Genomic DNA, 18013 nt, shown 5'->3' with positions numbered 1-18013 from the left:
GGTCAGGGAACCGGTGGGGTCCCACGGAGACAGCACTGTGACGGTTTTCGCTTTCGGCACGGAATGTGAACGCAATCCCCCCATCAAAGCGGGAACCATTCGGCGCGCACCGGCGTTCACGCTCAGCCCGTGTACGTGTACGTCGAGGACGCCTTCTCGTACAGCTGGGTCACCCTGTCCCGCTCCGACTCCGGGCCGCGGACCTGGACGACGTGGTACCGCCCGTTGATCAGGAAGACCATGTTCCGTACGAACAGGTCGCCTTCCTGACTGTCCGTCCAGGTGAACTGCCCCTCGGCGGAGACCCGCTCGCCCACCGTGATGGTCCGCAGCCCGCTCGCCGTGGCCCAGCTGGAGTCCCGGTAGGGCTGCAACTCCCTTTCCTTGTCCCGCTGGTACCTCATCGGGTCGTTGCCGTAGTCCGCCGCGCTGTCCCGACCGGCGACGACGATCAGCTCGAACTTCCCGTGCGCGTACACGACCTGGCCGATCCCGTTGCGCGGTGTGCGGTTCCAGCCCTTGGCGACGGCGACCCGGAAGCCGTCCGGGTCCTCGCGCAGGGTGAACCCGTCGCCGGCCGGGGCGCCCCCGGTGGAACCGGCGGTGGTCTGCGTCTCGGTGGACGGGGCCGCCGTCTGTGTCGGGGTCGGCTCGGTGGTCGGACCGGGCGCGGCGCTGGTCTGGCCTGCCGTGCCCGTCCGGTCGCCGCCACTCGCGCCGCCGCGGTCGGCGCTGTCCTTCTTGGGCAGGAACACCATGGCGTAGGCGACCGCGCCGGCCAGCAGGAGCAGCACCACCAGCAGCAGCGTCCGGCCGAGTCTGCGCGGCGAACCGGCCTCCTGGCGGGCCCGCTTGTGGCGGCCGTGCGGACCGGTCACCGGCAGCCCGGCCCGGCGCCAGCGCACCAGGTGCCCGCGGCGGCGGACGATCGGCAGCCGGGCCGGATCGGCGGCGGGCGGTGCGGCGACGACGTGCGCGCCGGCGTCCGGCTCGGGCGCGGAACGCACCAGCGAGCGCAGCCAGCCGCGCAGTTCCTCGAAGTCCAGCCGCTCGGTGGGGTCCTGACGCAGCAGCGACTCCACGACCGGCCTGAGCGACCCGCACTCCTCGGCGAAGGCGGGCGGCTCCGAGCACACCAGCTGCACCAGCTCGGCCGTCGACTCCTCCGGATACGGCGCGTGTCCCTGCACGGCCCGGAAGAGCAGCGCGCCGAGCGCCCACAGGTCGGTGGCCGGGCCGATGGGCGCCGCCAGCTGCCAGTTCTCGTGCACGGGGCCGGCCTGCTCCGGGGCCCAGCGCTCGGTGACCGGTCCGACCACGGTCATCCGCACCTGCCTGGCGCGCTCGGCGGCCAGCGCGGTGGCGGGCCCGCGCCGCCCCGTCACGGCGGCGCCCGCCTCACCCCAGCGAGGCGTCTGGGCGGGCACGACCGGACGCGGTACGTCGGTGCCGGGCGCGGCGGCCGGGAGCGCGGTGCGCTCCGCGGCAGGCGTGCCGGGGCCGACGGCCGGAGGAACGGTGCGCTCCGCGGCGGGCGTACCGGGCCTGGGCACCGCCCCGTGCCAGGACGAGGGCGCGCCGCCCACCCCGTACGGGTCGGCGATCCGCCCCGGCGGCACGGCACCGGCGGCCCGCTGCCCGCCACCGGGCGCCTCCAGCTCGGCCTGGCCCCGCCCGTACGGCGACTGCGCGACGCCGTTGGCCTGGCCCGGACCGTACGGGGACTGCGGCGCCCCTTCGGCCTGGCTCTGGCCGTACCGCGACTCCGACACGCCGTTGGCCTGGCCTTGGCCCTGGCCGTAGGGCGGCTGGTGGCCGGGGGTGTCGGGGTGCGGGTCGGTGGGTCGGCGGGCGCCGGGGAGGGCGGCCCGGCCGTTCTGCTGGGTCTCCTGGACCCGGGCGGCGGCCCTGGCCCCCGCCCGGTACGCGGCGATCGCCCCGGCCCGCGCGGCCCGCACGTCGGTGCCGGTCTCCTGTGCCCGTCGCTCCACCGCGCCCGTACCGGCGCCGCCCGAGCCCTCGTCGGCTCCGGCTCCGGGCAGCGCGCCGGCGGCCCGGGCCTGGATGGCGGCGCGCCGGGCGGCCTCGGGGTCCGTCTCCGGCACGCCGGGCGCCGGGCGCGCGCCGGTCGTACCACCCGCCGCACCACCCGCACCACCGTTGCTTCCCATGCTCCCGACGGCGAGGGCGCCCGCGGGACCGGCCGGACCGCCGGGCAGGGCGGAGCCCTCCGCCACCGGGCCGCCGCCCTCGCCTTCCGGTACCGGCACCGGGTCGTACCCGCACAGCGCTTCCTCCGCCGCGCCGACCGCGAGGCCGGTCAGCATCACCCGGCCGTCGTCGCAGACCAGGACCGTGCGGGCGGTGATGTTGCGGTGCACCCAGCCGTGCGCGTGCAGCACCCGGAGGGCCATCAGCACGTCGGAGGCGACCTCGGCCGCCCGGTACGGCGACAGCGGCCGTTCGGCGAGCAGGGTCGCCAGCGACCGCGCGGAGACGAACTCGCTGACGATCCAGAGCGAACCGCCCTCGGCGAACACGTCGAAGACCTGGTCGAGCCGGGGATGGTCGGGGATCCGGGCGGCGGCCTGCGCGGCCTCCACGGCGCGGCGCACGGCGGGATCGCTCGGCCGACGGGTCGCGGCGCGGGCGGACGGCGGCCGGCGCGCGCCGCGGTCACGGGCCGTGAACCCGTCGGGCAGTCCCTCCGCGTCCAGCACCTCGGCCTCGACGACCTCGGGCAGCGGCACCTGCCGGACGTAGACCTCCTGCCCGCTGTAGGTGTCGAAGGCCCGGGTCTCGGTGTGTTCGTACTCGTCGGAGGGGGGCAGGGGCAGGCGGTAGCGGTCGGCGAGCACCCGACCCGCGTAGTCGTCCACGTTGCCTCCCCCGGCCGGCCGGTGGTCAAATCCGCTCGTTTCGCGGGCCGTTCCGCACATCTACCTGGATGCGTACGGTCCGCGACCACTCACGATACGTGCCGGAGGCACATTGCATTGAGGCGATGCGAATTTGTCACTTCGGCTGGAAGCTCGCCGCCAGCGTCTTCCAGGTGTGCTCGCGCAGCTCACCGTTCCAGTCCGCGGCCTTCGCGGTGTACATCAGCGCGTACCCCTGCTTCGGGCTGACGACGAACCCGCGGTCGACGGTCCGGTACTCGGTACCGCCGTCGACGTAGGTGAACTCCCAGTCGGCCGTGTTCCAGCCGCGGTAGTCCACGCCGGCTATGCGGATCTTCTGGTACTGGGAGCGCACCATGTACCGCTCCTGGTTCTTCCAGTCCGCCACCGGGTCGTTCTTCGGGGAGCTCGTCCAGGCGATCAGCAGCTTCTGCCCGTCGGGCCCGGTGAACCGGTCACCGGCGGAGCTGCCGGTCTGGAACTTCCAGCCCGCGGGCAGCCCGATCGAGTACCCCTGGCCGCCGTGGTACGTCTGCGCCACCGCGCTGTCGTCCTTGCTGCCACTGGAGTTCGACCCGGAGGAGTCCTTGTCGTCCGAGTCGTCGCCCTTCCCCGAGCCGGTGGCCGCCGCGGAGTCGTCGTCGGTCTGCGTGCCGCCCTTCGGGTCCTCCTTGGTGGCGGATCCGCCGCCGGATCCCGCACCGGAACTTGTGTGGGAGCCCGTGGTCGCGTCCGAGCTGGCCGCCGGCTTGGAACCGCCGCTCCTGCCGCTCCCCTTGTCGTCCCCGCCGCCGCCCAGTGTGAGGGCCAGCACGGTACCGAGCACCGCGAGGGCCACCACCACGGCGATGATGACCAGGGTCCGCCTGGGCACCACGTCGGTCAGCGGGGCCCGGGGCACGGGCCGGGGCGCCAGGTCCAGATCCGGCGGCGGCATGACCGGCCATCCGGAACTCGCCCGGCCCGCGGCGGGTTTGGTCCCCGCCGTCGCGCCGTCCGCTCCGGCCCCAGCGGCGGCGGCACCGCCCGCGGGGCGCGCGCCGCCCGTGGAGCCGGCGACCGGAGCCGAACCGGAAGCGGCCTGGTCGGTGGCGGCGGCCGTCTCGGCCGCGGCGCCCTTCGGCCGGGTCGCGGCCGCAGCGCCCGCCGCGCCCGCGGCCTTGCGCACGGAGCGCAGTGCTCCGCGCAGCTTCTCCCCGGCCTCCTCGCTCCGCCGGGCCGTGCCGGTCTTCTCCTCCCGCGGCGCGTCCGGCTGCGCGGGCAGCGGCACCACCCGGGTGGCGTCGACGGGCAGTTCCTCCGGCGCGTTGACGACCGCGTTGAGCATCGCCCGCGCACCGGCGTCGTCCAGCCGCTGGGCCGGGTCCTTGGTGAGCAGCCCGTAGATGACGTCCCGGAGCGGGCCCGCGTTCTTGGGCTCCTCCAACTGCTCGGTCATCACGGCGGTCAGCGTGGCGATCGCCGAACCCTTGTCGTACGGCGGTGCGCCCTCGACCGCCGCGTACAGCAGGCCGCCGAGCGACCACAGGTCGGCCGCCGGGCCGGGCTTGTGCCCGCGGGCGCGCTCCGGGGAGATGTAGGAGGGGGCGCCGACGAGCATGCCGGTGGAGGTGATCGACGGGTCGCCCTCGACCTGGGCGATACCGAAGTCGGTGAGCACGACCCGGCCGTCGCTCTCGGCGATCAGCACGTTGGACGGCTTCACGTCCCGGTGCAGGATGCCCTCCCGGTGGGCGGAGCGCAGCACGTCCAGGATCGCGAGCCCGACCTCGGCGGCGCGCCTGGGCTTGAGCACGCCGTCCTCGCGGATGACCTCCGCCAGCGACTTGCCCTCGACCAGCTCCATCACGATCCAGGGCCGGTCGTCCTCCTCGACCACGTCGAAGACCGTCACCGCGCTGTTGTTGCGGATCCGGGCGATCGCCTTGGCCTCGCGCAGGGTGCGCGTGATCAGGCGCCGCTTCTCCTCCTCGTCGATGTTCGTCGGGAACCGCAGCTCCTTGACGGCCACCGTCCGTCCGAGGGTCTCGTCCTCGGCCCGCCACACCGTGCCCATACCGCCGCGGCCGAGCACCCGTCCCAGCCGGTACCGCCCGGCGAGAAGACGCTCGCTGTTGTCCTGACGAGTCTCCTGACGGGAATTACCCGCCCGCTCCGCCTCCGACATGCGTCCCCTCATGCAACCCGCCCTGACAGAGCCTTCATTGTCCCTCACCCGACAAGTGCCCGGCGCCCAGGGTGCCCCTGATCGCCCATCGGGGCCGGCCGGCCCGAACCCCCCGTGACCGATGGGTCACACGGGGCGCGATGATGGGCCGCCACAAGGGAGGAACCGGGATGCCGTCGCTTCGGACACTGGTGGCCATACCGGTCTCTCTCGCCCTCCTCCTGGCCCCGGTGACGGCCGGTTCCGCGTCCTCGGCAGAGGCCACCGACCCGCTCCTGTCACAGTTCCTCACCAAAGGCGGAGCACCCGCCGCGGCCCTCCTGGAACGCGACGGGGACGGCGTCCGCTACGCGGCCGCCGGGCCGGGCATCGGCCGCGCCGATCACTTCCGCGCGGGCAGCGTCACCAAGACGTTCATCGCCACCGTAGTCCTGCAACTGGCCGCCGAACACCGGCTGTCCCTGTCCGATCCGGTGGAACGCCATCTGCCGGGTCTGCTGCGGGGGCGGGGCGTCGACGGACGGCGGATCACCCTGCGCGCCCTGCTCTCCCACACCAGCGGTCTCGCCGACTTCAGCGAGGCGACCCGGGCGTCCGTCCCCCTGACCCCGCTTCAGGCCGTCCGTCTGGCCCTCGCCCTCCCCTCGACCGGTGCCGGCCGCTTCTCCTACTCCAGCACCGGGTACGTCGTCCTCGGCATGGTCGTCCGCCAGGTCACCGGTCACTCGTACGCCGCCGAGGCGCGCCGCCGCATCATCGCTCCTCTCCGGCTGACGGGCACGTCCTTCCCCGGTGCCCGCACCTCGCTGCCCGCGCCGCACGGCCGTGCCTACGCGTCCGACGGTTCCGACGTCACCGAGCTGGACCCGCGGGTGGCCGGCGCCGCCGGTGAGGTGGTGACCACGCTCGACGACCTGGACCGCTTCTACGCGGCACTGCTGGGCGGCGAGCTGCTGCCCGCGCGCCGGCTGCGCGAGATGCTCGACACCCGCGCCACGCGGGGCGCGTACGGTCTGGGGATCTATCCGGTGAGGCTGCCGTGCGGGACCACGGTGTGGGGGCACAACGGCCGGATCCCGGGCAGCTACGTGCGCAGCGCCGCCTCGGCCGACGGCCGGCACGTCCTGACGTTCCGTGTGAACACGACGTCGGTGGCGGACCCGGCCCTCGAACCCGCGCTGCTCGCGGCCGAGTTCTGTCCTCGCGGCCGCTAGGTCGTGGTGCGCCCAGGACCGGGGTCCGCCTTCCTCCGGCGACGCCTACAGCGGCACGATGTCCGGGGCTCCGAGGCGGGCCGCGTCCGCCGTCAGGTCGTCGGGCTGGAGCTGGGACTCGCGTTCCGCCTCCACCCGCTTCTCGTAGTGCTCGACCTCCCGCTCGATGTGGTCCTTGTCCCAGCCGAGGACCGGGGCCATCAGCTCGGCGACCTCGCGGGCGCTGCGGGTGCCCCGGTCGAAGGTCTCTATGGAGATGCGGGTGCGACGGGTGAGGACGTCGTCGAGGTGGCGGGCGCCCTCGTGGGAGGCGGCGTAGACGACCTCGGCGCGCAGGTAGTCCTCGGCGGCCGCGAGCGGCTCGCCCAGGGAGGGGTCGGCGGCGATGAGGTCGAGGAGTTCGTCCGCCGTCGAGCCGTACCGGTTCAGCAGGTGCTCGACCCGTGCGACGTGGATGCCGGTGCGGGCGGCGATCCTGGCCCGCGCGTTCCACATCGCCCGGTAGCCCTCGGCGCCGAGCAGCGGGATGTCCTCGGTGACGCACTCCGCGACCCGCATGTCGAGCCCGTGCACCGCCTCGTCGACGGCGTCCTTGGCCATCACGCGGTACGTCGTGTACTTGCCGCCCGCGACCACCACGAGCCCGGGTGCCGGATGGGCGACGGTGTGCTCCCGCGACAGCTTGCTGGTGGCGTCCGACTCGCCGGCCAGCAGCGGGCGCAGGCCCGCGTACACGCCCTGGACGTCGTCGCGGGACAGGGGCACCGCGAGCACCGAGTTGACGTGGTTGAGCAGGTAGTCGATGTCGGCGCTGGAGGCGGCCGGGTGGGCCTTGTCGAGGTCCCAGTCGGTGTCGGTCGTCCCGATGATCCAGTGCCGGCCCCAGGGGATGACGAACAGGACGGACTTCTCGGTGCGCAGGATCAGGCCGGACGTGGAGTGGATGCGGTCCTTGGGGACGACCAGGTGGATGCCCTTGGAGGCGCGGACGTGGAACTGGCCGCGCTCGCCGACCATCGCCTGGGTGTCGTCGGTCCACACGCCGGTCGCGTTGACGACCTGCTGGGCGTGGATCTCGTACTCCCCGCCGCCCTCCACGTCCAGCACCCGGGCCCCGACGACCCGCTCGCCCTCGCGCAGGAACCCGGTCACGCGCGCCCGGTTGGCCGCCTTCGCGCCGTAGGACACCGCCGTGCGCACCAGGGTGGCCACGAAGCGGGCGTCGTCCATCTGCGCGTCGTAGTACTGGATGGCGCCGACCAGGGCGTCCTTGCGCAGGGCGGGGGCCACGCGCAGGGCGTGACGGCGGCTCAGGTGGCGGTGGGCGGGCAGGCCGCGGCCGTGGCCGCGGGCCATCGACATCGCGTCGTACAGCGCGACGCCCGAGCCCGCGTACAGGCGCTCCCAGCCCTGGTGCTGGAGCGGGTAGAGGAACGGCACCGGCTTGACCAGGTGCGGGGCGAGCCGTTCCAGGAGCAGGCCGCGCTCCTTGAGGGCCTCGCGGACCAGCGCGAAGTCGAGCATCTCCAGATAGCGCAGGCCGCCGTGGACCAGCTTGCTCGACCTGCTGGAGGTGCCGGAGGCCCAGTCCCGGGCCTCGACTATGCCGGTGTTCAGTCCGCGGGTGACCGCGTCGAGCGCGGTGCCCGCGCCGACCACTCCGCCGCCCACGACCAGCACGTCCAGTTCGCGCTCGGCCATGGCCGCCAAGGACTCCGCCCGCTGCTTCGGCCCCAGTGTCGCTGTCCTCACCGCTGCCTCCCGCTCTGCGCCATCGGTCATGGCTCGTCGTCGGTCGTCACTCGCCCCGGCCACACCCGGCAGGCGAGGCCCATGCCCAAAGTCTGACCGCGATGGCCGACTTCAGCCACCACGTACCCGCAGCCTGTGGACAACACTCACCGAACCCCGGAAGACACACGTACACAATCCCACATAACGTTCATATTTACTCCTAGTCTGACATTGCGCTTCGCTCATCCTGTCCACAGGGCTTGCGCACGTGTCCCGCTTCGGTTACTGGGAAGGACGGCCCACGCCATGCCCGCAGACCTCGCCGTCATGGGACTCGGTCCCTACGGCCTGCCCCTCGCCCAGGCCGCCGTGTCCGCCGGCCTCTCCACGATCGGGTACGCCACCGGACCCGAGGCGGGCTCGCTCAGCCCCGCCGAACTGCGCCGGATGCTCGCGAAGGGCTTCCGGGTCGCCAAGGACCCGGCCGAGCTCGGCCGGGTCCGGACCGCCGTCATCTGCGCGCCCACCCCGCGGGGCGCCGACGGCGGACTCGACCTCGGGCAGGTGGAGGCCGCCGCCCGCACCCTCGCCGCGCGGCTGCGCCCGCACACCACGGTGATCCTGGAGTCGCCGGTCCATCCGGGCACCACGGAGGACTTCCTGCGGCCCCTGCTGGAGAAGGGCTCGGGCCTGCGCGCGGGCCGCGACTTCCACCTCGCCTACTCGCCCAGCCGGGTGGATCCCGGCAACCGCGACGCCACCCCGGCCACCACGCCGAAGGTCATCGGCGGCCTCACGCCGGCCTGCACGGAATCGGCCGCCGCCTTCTACGGCCGGCTCACCGACAAGGTGGTCCGCGCGCGGGGCCTGCGCGAGGCCGAGACCGTGCACCTCCTGGAGACCAACTTCCGGCACGTCAACATCGCCCTCGTCAACGAGATGGCCGTCCTCTGCCACGGCCTGGGCGTCGACCTGTGGGACGTCATCCGCTGCGCGGAGACCAAGCCGTTCGGCTTCCAGGCCTTCCGCCCCGGCCCCGGCGTCGGCGGCCACGGCGTCGCCCAGGACCTGTCCGGCGTCGCGGGCCGCGGTCTGCGGATGGTGGAACTGGCCCAGCAGGTCAACAACCGGATGCCCGGCTACGTCGTCCAGCGCGCCGCCGCCCTGCTCAACGAACACGGCAAGTCGGCCCGCGGCGCGCGCGTGCTGCTCCTCGGCGTCACCTACAAGGCCGACCTCGCCGACCAGCAGGCCACGCCCGCGCGCGAGATCGCGATCCGGCTGATGGAACTGGGCGCCTCGGTCAGCTACCACGACCCGCACATCGCGTCCTGGAACGTCCTGGACCGTCCGGTGCCGCGCGCGGACTCCCTCTACGAGGCGGCCGCCGACGCCGATCTGACGATCCTGGTCCAGCAGCACCGGACGTACGACCTCCAGGGCCTGTCGGTGAAGGCACAGCTGCTGCTGGACACCCGTGGGGCGACCCCGACGGGGGCGGCGCACCGGCTCTGAGGGCTCCGCCGCGGGCGGCGGACGCGAAAAACGTCAGGGGCGTTGTCACAGGCCCCTGTTAATCTCCCCTCACTCGCGTCGCACAGGTGTGCGTACGCCGCTTTTCCCACTGTTCGCGCAGTGATCCACCAGGGGGGATTTCTTGTCATGAGCCAGTCAGCTCCACCACCGCCGCAGCCGCAGTCGCCGATCCGGCCCGAGGCGCAGCCGGCGCCTGCTGCGCAGCAGGTGCCGCAGCCCGCCGACGGCGACCCGTTCGCCCAGCAGGCACCGGCGGCAGTCGCCCCGCAGCAGCCCGCGCCGCGCCGCGGCAACGTCGCCCTCGGCCTGGTCGCCGCCGTCGTCATGGCCGTGGCCGCCGCCGCCCTCTACGGCATGATCATCGGCTTCACGAAGCACGAGATCGGCTGGGCGGCCGTCGGCGTCGGCTTCGTCATCGGCCTCGCCGCCGGCAGGCTCGGCGGCCGCAACCCGGTGCTCGCCGTCGGCGCGACGCTCCTCGCGCTCGGCTCCGTCTACCTCGGCCAGCTCGTCGGCGAGGCCATGATCGGTGCCGACCAGCTGGACCTGAGCTTCTCCGAGGTGTTCTTCCAGCACTTCGGTGTCGTCCAGGACGCGTGGAAGGAGGCGGCCGACCCGCTGACCTTCCTCTTCTTCGCGATCGCCGGGTGGGCGGCGTTCTCGGGCGCGAGGAAAGCGGCCGGCTGACCGGCCCGCGGTACGACGGAGGGCCGGTCACCCGAGGCGGGTGACCGGCCCTTCGACCGTCGTGCGGCGACTACCGCTTGTGCTGGCTGTCCGCCACCGTCACCTCGACGCGCTGGAACTCCTTCAGCTCGCTGTAGCCGGTCGTGGCCATGGCCCGCCGCAGTGCGCCGAAGAGGTTCATCGAGCCGTCGGGGGTGTGGGACGGGCCGGTGAGGATCTCCTCCAGGGTGCCGACCGTGCCGAGGTCGACCTTCTTGCCGCGCGGCAGCTCCCCGTTGACCGCCTCCATGCCCCAGTGGTGGCCCTTGCCGGGACCGTCCGTGGCGCGGGCCAGCGGCGAGCCCATCATGACCGAGTCCGCGCCGCAGGCGATCGCCTTGGGGATGTCGCCGGACCAGCCGACACCGCCGTCGGCGATCACGTGCACGTACCGGCCGCCGGACTCGTCCATGTAGTCGCGGCGGGCGGCGGCCACGTCGGCGACCGCGGTGGCCATCGGGACCTGGATGCCGAGCACGTTGCGGGTGGTGTGCGCCGCGCCGCCGCCGAAGCCGACCAGGACGCCCGCGGCGCCCGTGCGCATCAGGTGCAGGGCCGCGGTGTAGGTGGCGCAGCCGCCGACGATCACCGGGACGTCGAGCTCGTAGATGAACTGCTTCAGGTTGAGCGGCTCGTGCGAGGAGGAGACGTGCTCGGCGGAGACCGTCGTACCGCGGATGACGAAGATGTCCACGCCCGCGTCCACGACCGCCTTGGAGAACTCGGCGGTGCGCTGCGGGGAGAGCGCGGCCGCCGTGACCACGCCGGAGTCGCGCACCTCCTTGATGCGCGCGCCGATCAGCTCCTCCTTGACGGGGGCCGCGTAGATCTCCTGGAGCCGGCGGGTGGCCTGCTCGGCGGGCAGCCCGACGATCTCGTCGAGCAGCGGCTGCGGGTCCTCGTGCCGGGTCCACAGGCCTTCGAGGTTGAGCACGCCGAGGCCGCCCAGCTCGCCGATGCGGATGGCGGTGGCCGGGGAGACGACCGAGTCCATGGGGGCGGCCAGGAACGGCAGCTCGAAGCGGTAGGCGTCGATCTGCCAGGTGATCGAGACCTCCTTCGGGTCCCGCGTACGGCGGCTGGGGACGACGGCGATGTCGTCGAAGGCGTACGCCCGGCGGCCGCGCTTGCCGCGCCCGATCTCGATCTCAGTCACGTCTGTGGCCTTTCCCTCTTCGTTTCAGCGTCTTCCAGTATCGCCGACGGGCACGGCGAAGGCGGCCCCGGTGCGCCCGGGACCGCCCTGGATCGGCCGTGCAGACTACTTGCGGCTGTAGTTCGGGGCCTCGACCGTCATCTGGATGTCGTGCGGGTGGCTCTCCTTGAGGCCCGCGGAGGTGATGCGCACGAACCGGCCCTTGGACTCCATCTCGTCGATGGTGGTGGCGCCCACGTAGCCCATGGTCTGGCGCAGGCCGCCGACGAGCTGGTGCAGCACGTTGGAGAGCGGGCCGCGGTAGGGCACCTGGCCCTCGACGCCCTCGGGCACGAGCTTGTCGTCGGAGGCCACCTCGGCCTGGAAGTAGCGGTCCTTCGAGTACGACCGGCCCTGGCCGCGGGACTGCATCGCGCCGAGCGAACCCATGCCGCGGTAGGACTTGAACTGCTTGCCGTTGATGAAGAGCAGCTCGCCGGGCGACTCCTCGCAGCCGGCCAGCAGGCTGCCGAGCATCACGGTGTCGGCGCCGGCCGCGAGGGCCTTGCCGATGTCGCCGGAGTACTGCAGGCCGCCGTCGCCGATCAGCGGGATGCCGGCCGGACGGGCCGCGAGGGAGGCCTCGTAGATCGCGGTGACCTGCGGGACACCGATGCCGGCGACCACGCGCGTGGTGCAGATGGAGCCGGGGCCGACGCCCACCTTGATGCCGTCCACGCCGGCGTCGATGAGGGCCTGGGCGCCGTCGCGGGTGGCGACGTTGCCGCCGATCACGTCGACGTCCACGCTCGACTTGATCTTCGACATCCAGCTGAGGGCGTTGCTGTTGTGGCCGTGCGAGGTGTCGACGACCAGGAAGTCCGCACCGGCCTCGGCGAGCGCCTGGGCCCGCTCCAGCGCCTCGGGGCTGGCGCCGACGGCGGCACCGACGAGCAGGCGGCCCTCGGCGTCCTTGGCGGCGTTCGGGTACTTCTCGGCCTTGACGAAGTCCTTGACCGTGATCAGGCCCTTGAGGACGCCCGCGTCGTCGACCAGCGGCAGCTTCTCGATCTTGTGCTTGCGCAGCAGCTGGACGGCCTCGGCGCCGGAGATGCCGACCTTGCCGGTGACCAGCGGCATCGGCGTCATGACCTCGTGCACGCGCCGGGAGCGGTCGCTCTCGAAGGCCATGTCGCGGTTGGTGACGATGCCGAGCAGCTTGCCGGCCGGGTCGGTGACGGGCACGCCGCTGATGCGGAACTTCGCGCACAGCGCGTCGGCCTCGGCGAGGGTCGCCTCGGGGCGCACCGTGATGGGGTCGGTGACCATGCCGGACTCGGACCGCTTGACCAGGTCGACCTGGTTGACCTGGTCCTCGACCGACAGGTTGCGGTGCAGCACGCCGACGCCGCCGAGGCGGGCCATCGCGATCGCCATGCGGGACTCGGTCACCTTGTCCATGGCGGCGGACAGCAGCGGAATGTTGACCCGGACGTTGCGCGAGATGCGGGACGAGGTGTCGACCGCGTTCGGGAGCACCTCGGATGCGCCCGGCAGCAGCAGCACGTCGTCGTAGGTAAGCCCGAGTGTCGCGAATTTTCCGGGCACTCCGTCGACGTTGGCAGTCATGACACCTTCCCCAAATGGCCTTGAACGGTGCGGATGTCCATGCTAACGGGAAGCACAGGCCCCAAATTCCACGGTACGACTCAGCTTCAGGCTTCGTATGTTCGTACGGAAATGAACGCACGCCTGTTCATCGGGGGGCGGCGGACCGTGCGGCTACTGCTCCGCCAGGGCGCGCAGCCGGCTCAGCGCGCGGTGCTGGGCGACGCGCACGGCGCCCGGTGACATTCCCAACATCTGGCCCGTCTCCTCGGCGGTGAGACCCACCGCGATGCGCAGGAGCAGCAGCTCGCGCTGGTTCTCGGGGAGGTTGGCCAGGAGCTTCTTGGCCCACTCGGCGTCGCTGCTGAGCAGGGCGCGCTCCTCGGGGCCGAGCGAGTCGTCGGGGCGCTCGGGCATCTCGTCGGAGGGGACGGCCGTGGAGCCCGGGTGGCGCATCGCGGCCCGCTGGAGGTCGGCGACCTTGTGGGAGGCGATGGCGAAGACGAAGGCCTCGAAGGGCCGGCCGGTGTCGCGGTACCGGGGCAGCGCGAGGAGGACCGCCACACAGACCTCCTGGGCCAGGTCCTCCACGAAGTGCCGGGCGTCGCCCGGAAGGCGGGACAGACGCGTGCGGCAGTAACGCAGCGCGAGCGGGTGGACATGGGCGAGCAGGTCGTGTGTGGCCTGCTCGTCCCCCTCGACGGCGCGGTGGACGAGAGCGCCGATCGTCCCCACGGCGGTGACCGCCTCGTCGTCGCGCATCGGTCCATCGTGCCCTGCTGCCGTCGGCGGTGTGGCACCGCGTCCGCCGTTGTGCACCGAAGCGTTATGAGCAGGTGCGCCGGAACCCATCCCTTGCGCCCTCCCCTTCCGCTCGAACGACTCGTCCCCGAGAGACTCCACACCTCAAGGATGCGGCATCGACGCCGAAACGAGCAGCGGGCGTACGGCGCTCCGCCTTGCGGACGCCGCCCACCGTGGGGTAGGCGGGGGCGTCCGGTCGGTCGCCGTCCCGCTGCCGCGCAGCTCACCGTCCTGCTATCGGACCAGCCCCCAGCGGAAGCCGAGGGCCACCGCGTGGGCCCGGTCGGAGGCGCCGAGCTTCTTGAACAGGCGCCGGGCGTGAGTCTTCACGGTGTCCTCGGAGAGGAACAGCTCGCGGCCGATCTCGGCGTTGGAGCGGCCGTGGCTCATGCCTTCGAGGACCTGGATCTCGCGCGCGGTGAGGGTGGGCGCGGCGCCCATCTCGGCCGAGCGGAGCCGGCGCGGCGCCAGCCTCCAGGTGGGGTCCGCGAGCGCCTGGGTGACGGTCGCGCGCAGCTCCGCGCGCGAGGCGTCCTTGTGCAGGTAGCCGCGGGCACCGGCGGCGACCGCCAGCGCCACCCCGTCGAGGTCTTCGGCGACCGTGAGCATGATGATGCGCGCGCCGGGGTCGGCGGACAGCAGCCGCCGCACGGTCTCGACGCCGCCCAGTCCGGGCATGCGCACATCCATCAGGATCAGGTCGGAACGGTCGGCGCCCCAGCGGCGGAGGACTTCCTCGCCGTTGGCCGCCGTCGTCACGCGCTCGACACCGGGCACGGTCGCCACCGCGCGGCGGAGCGCCTCTCGGGCAAGCGGGGAGTCGTCGCAGACGAGGACGGAAGTCATGACCGCCCTCCGCAGCTGATGCGCGTCACCTTGAGCCTCCAGGCTGGTACGGAATCGTCACCTGTGCGGTCGACCGTCTCGGACGCCTGCCCGAGCGCTTGTTGTTTCAACCGCCTCCGCACTCTCAACGACGGTCACTCGAAAGAGTTACGGGGCCGCGTGCCGTCTTCGGCACTCTACGTGAGGGCGCGGACACGGTGCAGACATGGACGTCAGACCCTCAACTTTTCATCACATCCAATGCCCCATTTAGACCTTTTTCTTCCCGTTTCACGGTGTCTGGGGCTAGATTCGCAATGAGTCATATTTTCATCTCTCTAGACCGGAGATGTACGGTCGTTGGCACCGTATCCGCCCAGAACGGCTACAAGGGGTCACGTAATGGCAGATTTCTCCCGCCTTCCCGGACCGAACGCGGACCTGTGGGACTGGCAGCTCCTGGCCGCCTGCCGTGGGGTCGACAGCTCGCTCTTCTTCCATCCCGAGGGCGAGCGCGGGGCGGCTCGGAGTGCCCGTGAGAACTCGGCCAAGGAGGTCTGCATGAGGTGCCCGGTCCGCGCGGAGTGCGCGGCGCACGCGCTGGCGGTCCGCGAGCCGTACGGCGTCTGGGGCGGCCTGACCGAGGACGAGCGCGAAGAGCTCATGGGGCGGGCGCGCAACAGGCTGGTGTCGGCGTCGACGACCAGCGGCGACGCCCTCCCGCACAGCTGAAGGACCCGACTCCCCGCACACGCCTGAAAGAACGTTTCTTCACATCGCTGCCACCGCAGCCCACGCTGCAGCCGGGCCGCCCGTCGCCTCAGGCCCGCCGGGCCGCACGGCCCAGCTGCTCCAACGTCGCCGCCACCGCCGGAACCTGCGCCAGGTCGGGCAGCGTGAGGGCGACGATCTCCCGCACCACCGCGGGTTCCAGCGCCACCGTGCGCGCACCTCTCGGACGCACCGACTCGACCGCCAGCTGGGGCAGCACCGCCACGCCCAGGCCCGCGCCGACCAGGCCGACCACGGCCGGGTAGTCGTCGGTCGCGAAGTCGATGCGGGGCGTGAAGCCCACGTTCTCGCACGCCTGGACCAGCTGGCCCCGGCAGCGCGGGCAGCCCGCGATCCACGGCTCGTCGGCCAGTTCGCCGAGGGCCACCGATCCGGCGCGGGCGAGCCGGTGCCGTTCGGGCAGCAGGCCGACCAGCCGGTCCGTCAGCAGCGGCCGCACCACCAGGTCGTCCCACTCCTCGGCGTCCGCCGCGCCTTCGTAGCGGAAGGCCAGCGCGATGTCGCAGTCGCCCGCGCGCAGCAGTTCCACCGACTTCGGCGGCTCGGCCTCCTCCAGGGAGACCCGGGTGCCGGGGTGGGCCGCGCGCAGGGCGGCCAGTGCCGTCGGGACCAGGGTGGAGCTGCCGCTCGGGAAGGAGACCAGCCGGACCCGGCCGGCGCGCAGGCCCGCGATGGCGGCGACCTCCTCCTCGGCGGCGGTGAGCCCGGCGAGGATCCCGGAGGCGTGCCGCACCAGGGCCTCGCCGGCCTGGGTCAGGCGCATCTCGCGGCCGTTGCGCACCAGCAGCGGAGTGCCCACCGAGGTCTCCAGGGCCTTCATCTGCTGGCTGACGGCGGGCTGGGTGCAGCCCAGTTCGCGCCCCGCCGCCGAGAACGAACCGGTGGTGGCGACGGCGCGCAGGACGCGGAGATGACGGGCCTCGATCATCCCTCGATCATAAGGCGGCCTTGGACTGCGCCCCGCATATCGCGTCGACGCTTTGAGCCGGGTCCCGTACCGTCGCACCATGGAGCTTCTCTCGGTGAATCTCGGAGTCCCCACGCCGTCGCCGCACACGGACCAGAAGGACGGCGTGACCGGCATCGACAAGCGCCCCGTGGCAGGGCCGGTGCGGGTACAGGCACCCGGGCCGAAGGGCGTCGCGGGCAGCGGTCTGGCCGGGGACGCGGTGTGCGAGCTGCGCCACCACGGCGGCGACGACCAGGCGGTGTACGCCTTTGCCCGCGAGGACCTCGACGACTGGGAGAAGGAGCTGGGCCGGCCGCTGCCGAACGGCTGTTTCGGTGAGAACCTCACGACAAACGGGCTGAACGTGTCGGACGCGTTGATCGGCGAGCGCTGGCGGATCGGTTCCGGGGTCGTACTGGAGGTCACCTCCGGGCGCATCCCGTGCCGTACCTTCCAGGGCCATCTGGGCGAGCGGGGATGGGTGAAGAGGTTCACGCGGAAGGGTGCGTCGGGTGCCTACCTCCGGGTGATCGAACCGGGCGAGATCAGGGCCGGAGACCCCATCGAGATCGTCCACCGGCCGGCGCACGGGGTGACGGCGGCGATGGAGTTCCGCGCGACCACCACCGAGCGGGAACTGCTGCCGACGATCCTCGCGGCGGGCGCGGCGCTGCACCCGGAGGCGCTGGCGAAGGCCCGTGGCTACGTGGCCGCGCAGCGGGACTGAACGGCGTTCGCGGGCGGGACCGCCACCGTCGCTCCACCGTTCGGAAGAGCCGGTGCGGGCAGCGGACGCCGCCGGTCCGGGTAACTACCCTTGGGCCATGACAACGGCTCTGATTACGGGATCGACCGCGGGGATCGGCGCCGCGTTCGCGCGGCGGCTGGCGGCGGACGGGCACAACCTCGTCCTGGTGGCACGGGACACCAAACGGCTGCGCGAGCAGGCCACCGAGCTGCACGACCGGCACGGCATCGAGGCCGAGGTGCTCACCGCCGACCTCTCCGAGGACGCCGGCATCGAGTCGGTCGCCGGCCGGCTAGGCGACCGCAGGAACCCGGTCGACCTGCTGATCAACAACGCGGGCTTCGGCAACAAGGGCCGCTATCTGGACGTCTCGATGGACGACGAGCTGAAGATGCTCAAGGTGCACTGCGAGGCGGTGCTGCGGCTGACCTCGGCGGCGGCCGACGCGATGCGGGAGCGCGGGCGCGGCGGGGTCGTCAACGTCGCCTCGGTCGCGGCCTTCGTGCCCCGGGGCACCTACGGCGCGTCGAAGGCGTGGGTCGTGCAGTTCACCCAGGGCGCGGCGCGCGACCTGGCGGGGACCGGGGTGCGACTGATGGCGCTGGCGCCCGGCTTCGTGCGGACGGAGTTCCACCAGCGGGCCGGCATGGGCACGGACAACATCCCGGACTGGATGTGGCTGGACGCCGACAAGCTGGTCGAGGCCGCGCTCGCCGACCTGGCGCGCGGCAAGACGCTGTCGATCCCCGACCCGCGGTACAAGGTGCTCACCGGCCTGGCGAAGGTGACCCCGCACGGGCTGCTGGGCGGCATCACCTCGAAGACGGGACGCAAATTCGGACCGCAGTGAGGCCCGGGAGCCGCTGCCTCCGGTG

Annotated in this window: 14 protein-coding genes; 6 read left to right on the top strand and 8 right to left on the bottom strand. The window is 72.7% G+C overall.

What is annotated here, in order from left to right:
• Positions 1 to 122 precede the first annotated feature (122 nt).
• Entirely contained in the window at positions 123 to 2879 is a 2757-nt protein-coding gene (locus ACIRQ9_RS04425) for a protein kinase (RefSeq protein ID WP_404167011.1), read from the bottom strand.
• 136 nt (positions 2880 to 3015) lie between these two features.
• The gene (locus ACIRQ9_RS04420) at positions 3016 to 5067 is read right to left on the bottom strand and encodes a serine/threonine-protein kinase (protein WP_404167009.1); all 2052 of its coding nucleotides are present in this window, start codon (positions 5065 to 5067) and stop codon (positions 3016 to 3018) included.
• Between the two features lie 170 nt (positions 5068 to 5237).
• Between ACIRQ9_RS04420 and ACIRQ9_RS04415 the strand changes: the two genes are divergently transcribed.
• A complete protein-coding gene (locus tag ACIRQ9_RS04415) occupies positions 5238 to 6281 on the top strand; it encodes a serine hydrolase domain-containing protein (RefSeq protein ID WP_404167007.1) in 1044 nt (347 codons plus the stop codon).
• A gap of 45 nt (positions 6282 to 6326) precedes the next feature.
• On the opposite strand, the gene ACIRQ9_RS04410 is transcribed toward ACIRQ9_RS04415, so the two are convergent.
• Positions 6327 to 8033 carry a glycerol-3-phosphate dehydrogenase/oxidase gene (locus tag ACIRQ9_RS04410; protein ID WP_404167005.1) on the bottom strand — a complete coding sequence of 569 codons (1707 nt, stop codon included), beginning with the start codon at positions 8031 to 8033 and terminating at the stop codon, positions 6327 to 6329.
• A gap of 288 nt (positions 8034 to 8321) precedes the next feature.
• On the opposite strand from ACIRQ9_RS04410, the gene ACIRQ9_RS04405 reads away from it, so the two are divergent.
• A complete protein-coding gene (locus ACIRQ9_RS04405; RefSeq protein WP_404167003.1) occupies positions 8322 to 9530 on the top strand; it encodes a nucleotide sugar dehydrogenase in 1209 nt (402 codons plus the stop codon).
• A gap of 147 nt (positions 9531 to 9677) precedes the next feature.
• A complete protein-coding gene (locus tag ACIRQ9_RS04400) occupies positions 9678 to 10238 on the top strand; it encodes a hypothetical protein (RefSeq protein WP_404167001.1) in 561 nt (186 codons plus the stop codon).
• Positions 10239 to 10308: 70 nt separating this feature from the next.
• Here ACIRQ9_RS04400 and ACIRQ9_RS04395 read toward each other — a convergent pair whose 3' ends face one another.
• From ACIRQ9_RS04395 to ACIRQ9_RS04380, 4 genes are all read right to left on the bottom strand, one after another.
• Complete coding sequence (locus ACIRQ9_RS04395) at positions 10309 to 11433, bottom strand: GuaB3 family IMP dehydrogenase-related protein (RefSeq protein WP_404166999.1); 1125 nt, start codon at positions 11431 to 11433, stop codon at positions 10309 to 10311.
• Positions 11434 to 11538: 105 nt separating this feature from the next.
• The gene (gene guaB, locus ACIRQ9_RS04390) at positions 11539 to 13041 is read right to left on the bottom strand and encodes an IMP dehydrogenase (protein WP_404166997.1); all 1503 of its coding nucleotides are present in this window, start codon (positions 13039 to 13041) and stop codon (positions 11539 to 11541) included.
• 153 nt (positions 13042 to 13194) lie between these two features.
• Positions 13195 to 13782 (bottom strand): sigma-70 family RNA polymerase sigma factor, encoded by a 588-nt coding sequence (locus ACIRQ9_RS04385; protein ID WP_404166995.1) that lies wholly within the window; start codon positions 13780 to 13782, stop codon positions 13195 to 13197.
• Between the two features lie 276 nt (positions 13783 to 14058).
• The gene (locus ACIRQ9_RS04380; protein WP_003948568.1) at positions 14059 to 14670 is read right to left on the bottom strand and encodes a response regulator transcription factor; all 612 of its coding nucleotides are present in this window, start codon (positions 14668 to 14670) and stop codon (positions 14059 to 14061) included.
• Positions 14671 to 15051: 381 nt separating this feature from the next.
• Between ACIRQ9_RS04380 and ACIRQ9_RS04375 the strand changes: the two genes are divergently transcribed.
• A complete protein-coding gene (locus tag ACIRQ9_RS04375; RefSeq protein WP_404166993.1) occupies positions 15052 to 15381 on the top strand; it encodes a WhiB family transcriptional regulator in 330 nt (109 codons plus the stop codon).
• Positions 15382 to 15469: 88 nt separating this feature from the next.
• On the opposite strand, the gene ACIRQ9_RS04370 is transcribed toward ACIRQ9_RS04375, so the two are convergent.
• Positions 15470 to 16369, bottom strand: coding sequence for a LysR family transcriptional regulator (locus ACIRQ9_RS04370; RefSeq protein ID WP_404166991.1), 900 nt, complete (start codon positions 16367 to 16369; stop codon positions 15470 to 15472).
• A gap of 79 nt (positions 16370 to 16448) precedes the next feature.
• Here ACIRQ9_RS04370 and ACIRQ9_RS04365 point away from each other — a divergent pair, with 79 nt between their 5' ends.
• Complete coding sequence (locus tag ACIRQ9_RS04365) at positions 16449 to 17117, top strand: MOSC domain-containing protein (RefSeq protein ID WP_404166989.1); 669 nt, start codon at positions 16449 to 16451, stop codon at positions 17115 to 17117.
• 97 nt (positions 17118 to 17214) lie between these two features.
• The gene (locus ACIRQ9_RS04360) at positions 17215 to 17988 is read left to right on the top strand and encodes an SDR family NAD(P)-dependent oxidoreductase (RefSeq protein WP_404166987.1); all 774 of its coding nucleotides are present in this window, start codon (positions 17215 to 17217) and stop codon (positions 17986 to 17988) included.
• Positions 17989 to 18013 lie beyond the last annotated feature (25 nt).

It is taken from the genome of Streptomyces sp. NPDC101237 (genome assembly GCF_044767465.1).
GTDB classification, from domain to species: Bacteria; Actinomycetota; Actinomycetes; order Streptomycetales; family Streptomycetaceae; genus Streptomyces; species Streptomyces gramineus.
Note: the sequence above shows the minus strand (reverse complement) of the source record. Positions and strands in the feature narration are given on the sequence as shown.

Excerpts from the sequence above, each read along its gene's own strand:
- guaB (WP_404166997.1), bottom strand. The coding sequence starts at position 13,041 with ATGACTGCCAACGTCGACGGAGTGCCCGGAAAATTCGCGACACTCGGG.
- ACIRQ9_RS04365 (WP_404166989.1), top strand. The coding sequence starts at position 16,449 with ATGGAGCTTCTCTCGGTGAATCTCGGAGTCCCCACGCCGTCGCCGCAC.
- ACIRQ9_RS04380 (WP_003948568.1), bottom strand. The coding sequence starts at position 14,670 with ATGACTTCCGTCCTCGTCTGCGACGACTCCCCGCTTGCCCGAGAGGCG.
- ACIRQ9_RS04405 (WP_404167003.1), top strand. The coding sequence starts at position 8,322 with ATGCCCGCAGACCTCGCCGTCATGGGACTCGGTCCCTACGGCCTGCCC.
- ACIRQ9_RS04375 (WP_404166993.1), top strand. The coding sequence starts at position 15,052 with ATGGCAGATTTCTCCCGCCTTCCCGGACCGAACGCGGACCTGTGGGAC.
- ACIRQ9_RS04370 (WP_404166991.1), bottom strand. The coding sequence starts at position 16,369 with ATGATCGAGGCCCGTCATCTCCGCGTCCTGCGCGCCGTCGCCACCACC.
- ACIRQ9_RS04415 (WP_404167007.1), top strand. The coding sequence starts at position 5,238 with ATGCCGTCGCTTCGGACACTGGTGGCCATACCGGTCTCTCTCGCCCTC.
- ACIRQ9_RS04420 (WP_404167009.1), bottom strand. The coding sequence starts at position 5,067 with ATGTCGGAGGCGGAGCGGGCGGGTAATTCCCGTCAGGAGACTCGTCAG.
- ACIRQ9_RS04385 (WP_404166995.1), bottom strand. The coding sequence starts at position 13,782 with ATGCGCGACGACGAGGCGGTCACCGCCGTGGGGACGATCGGCGCTCTC.
- ACIRQ9_RS04360 (WP_404166987.1), top strand. The coding sequence starts at position 17,215 with ATGACAACGGCTCTGATTACGGGATCGACCGCGGGGATCGGCGCCGCG.
- ACIRQ9_RS04400 (WP_404167001.1), top strand. The coding sequence starts at position 9,678 with ATGAGCCAGTCAGCTCCACCACCGCCGCAGCCGCAGTCGCCGATCCGG.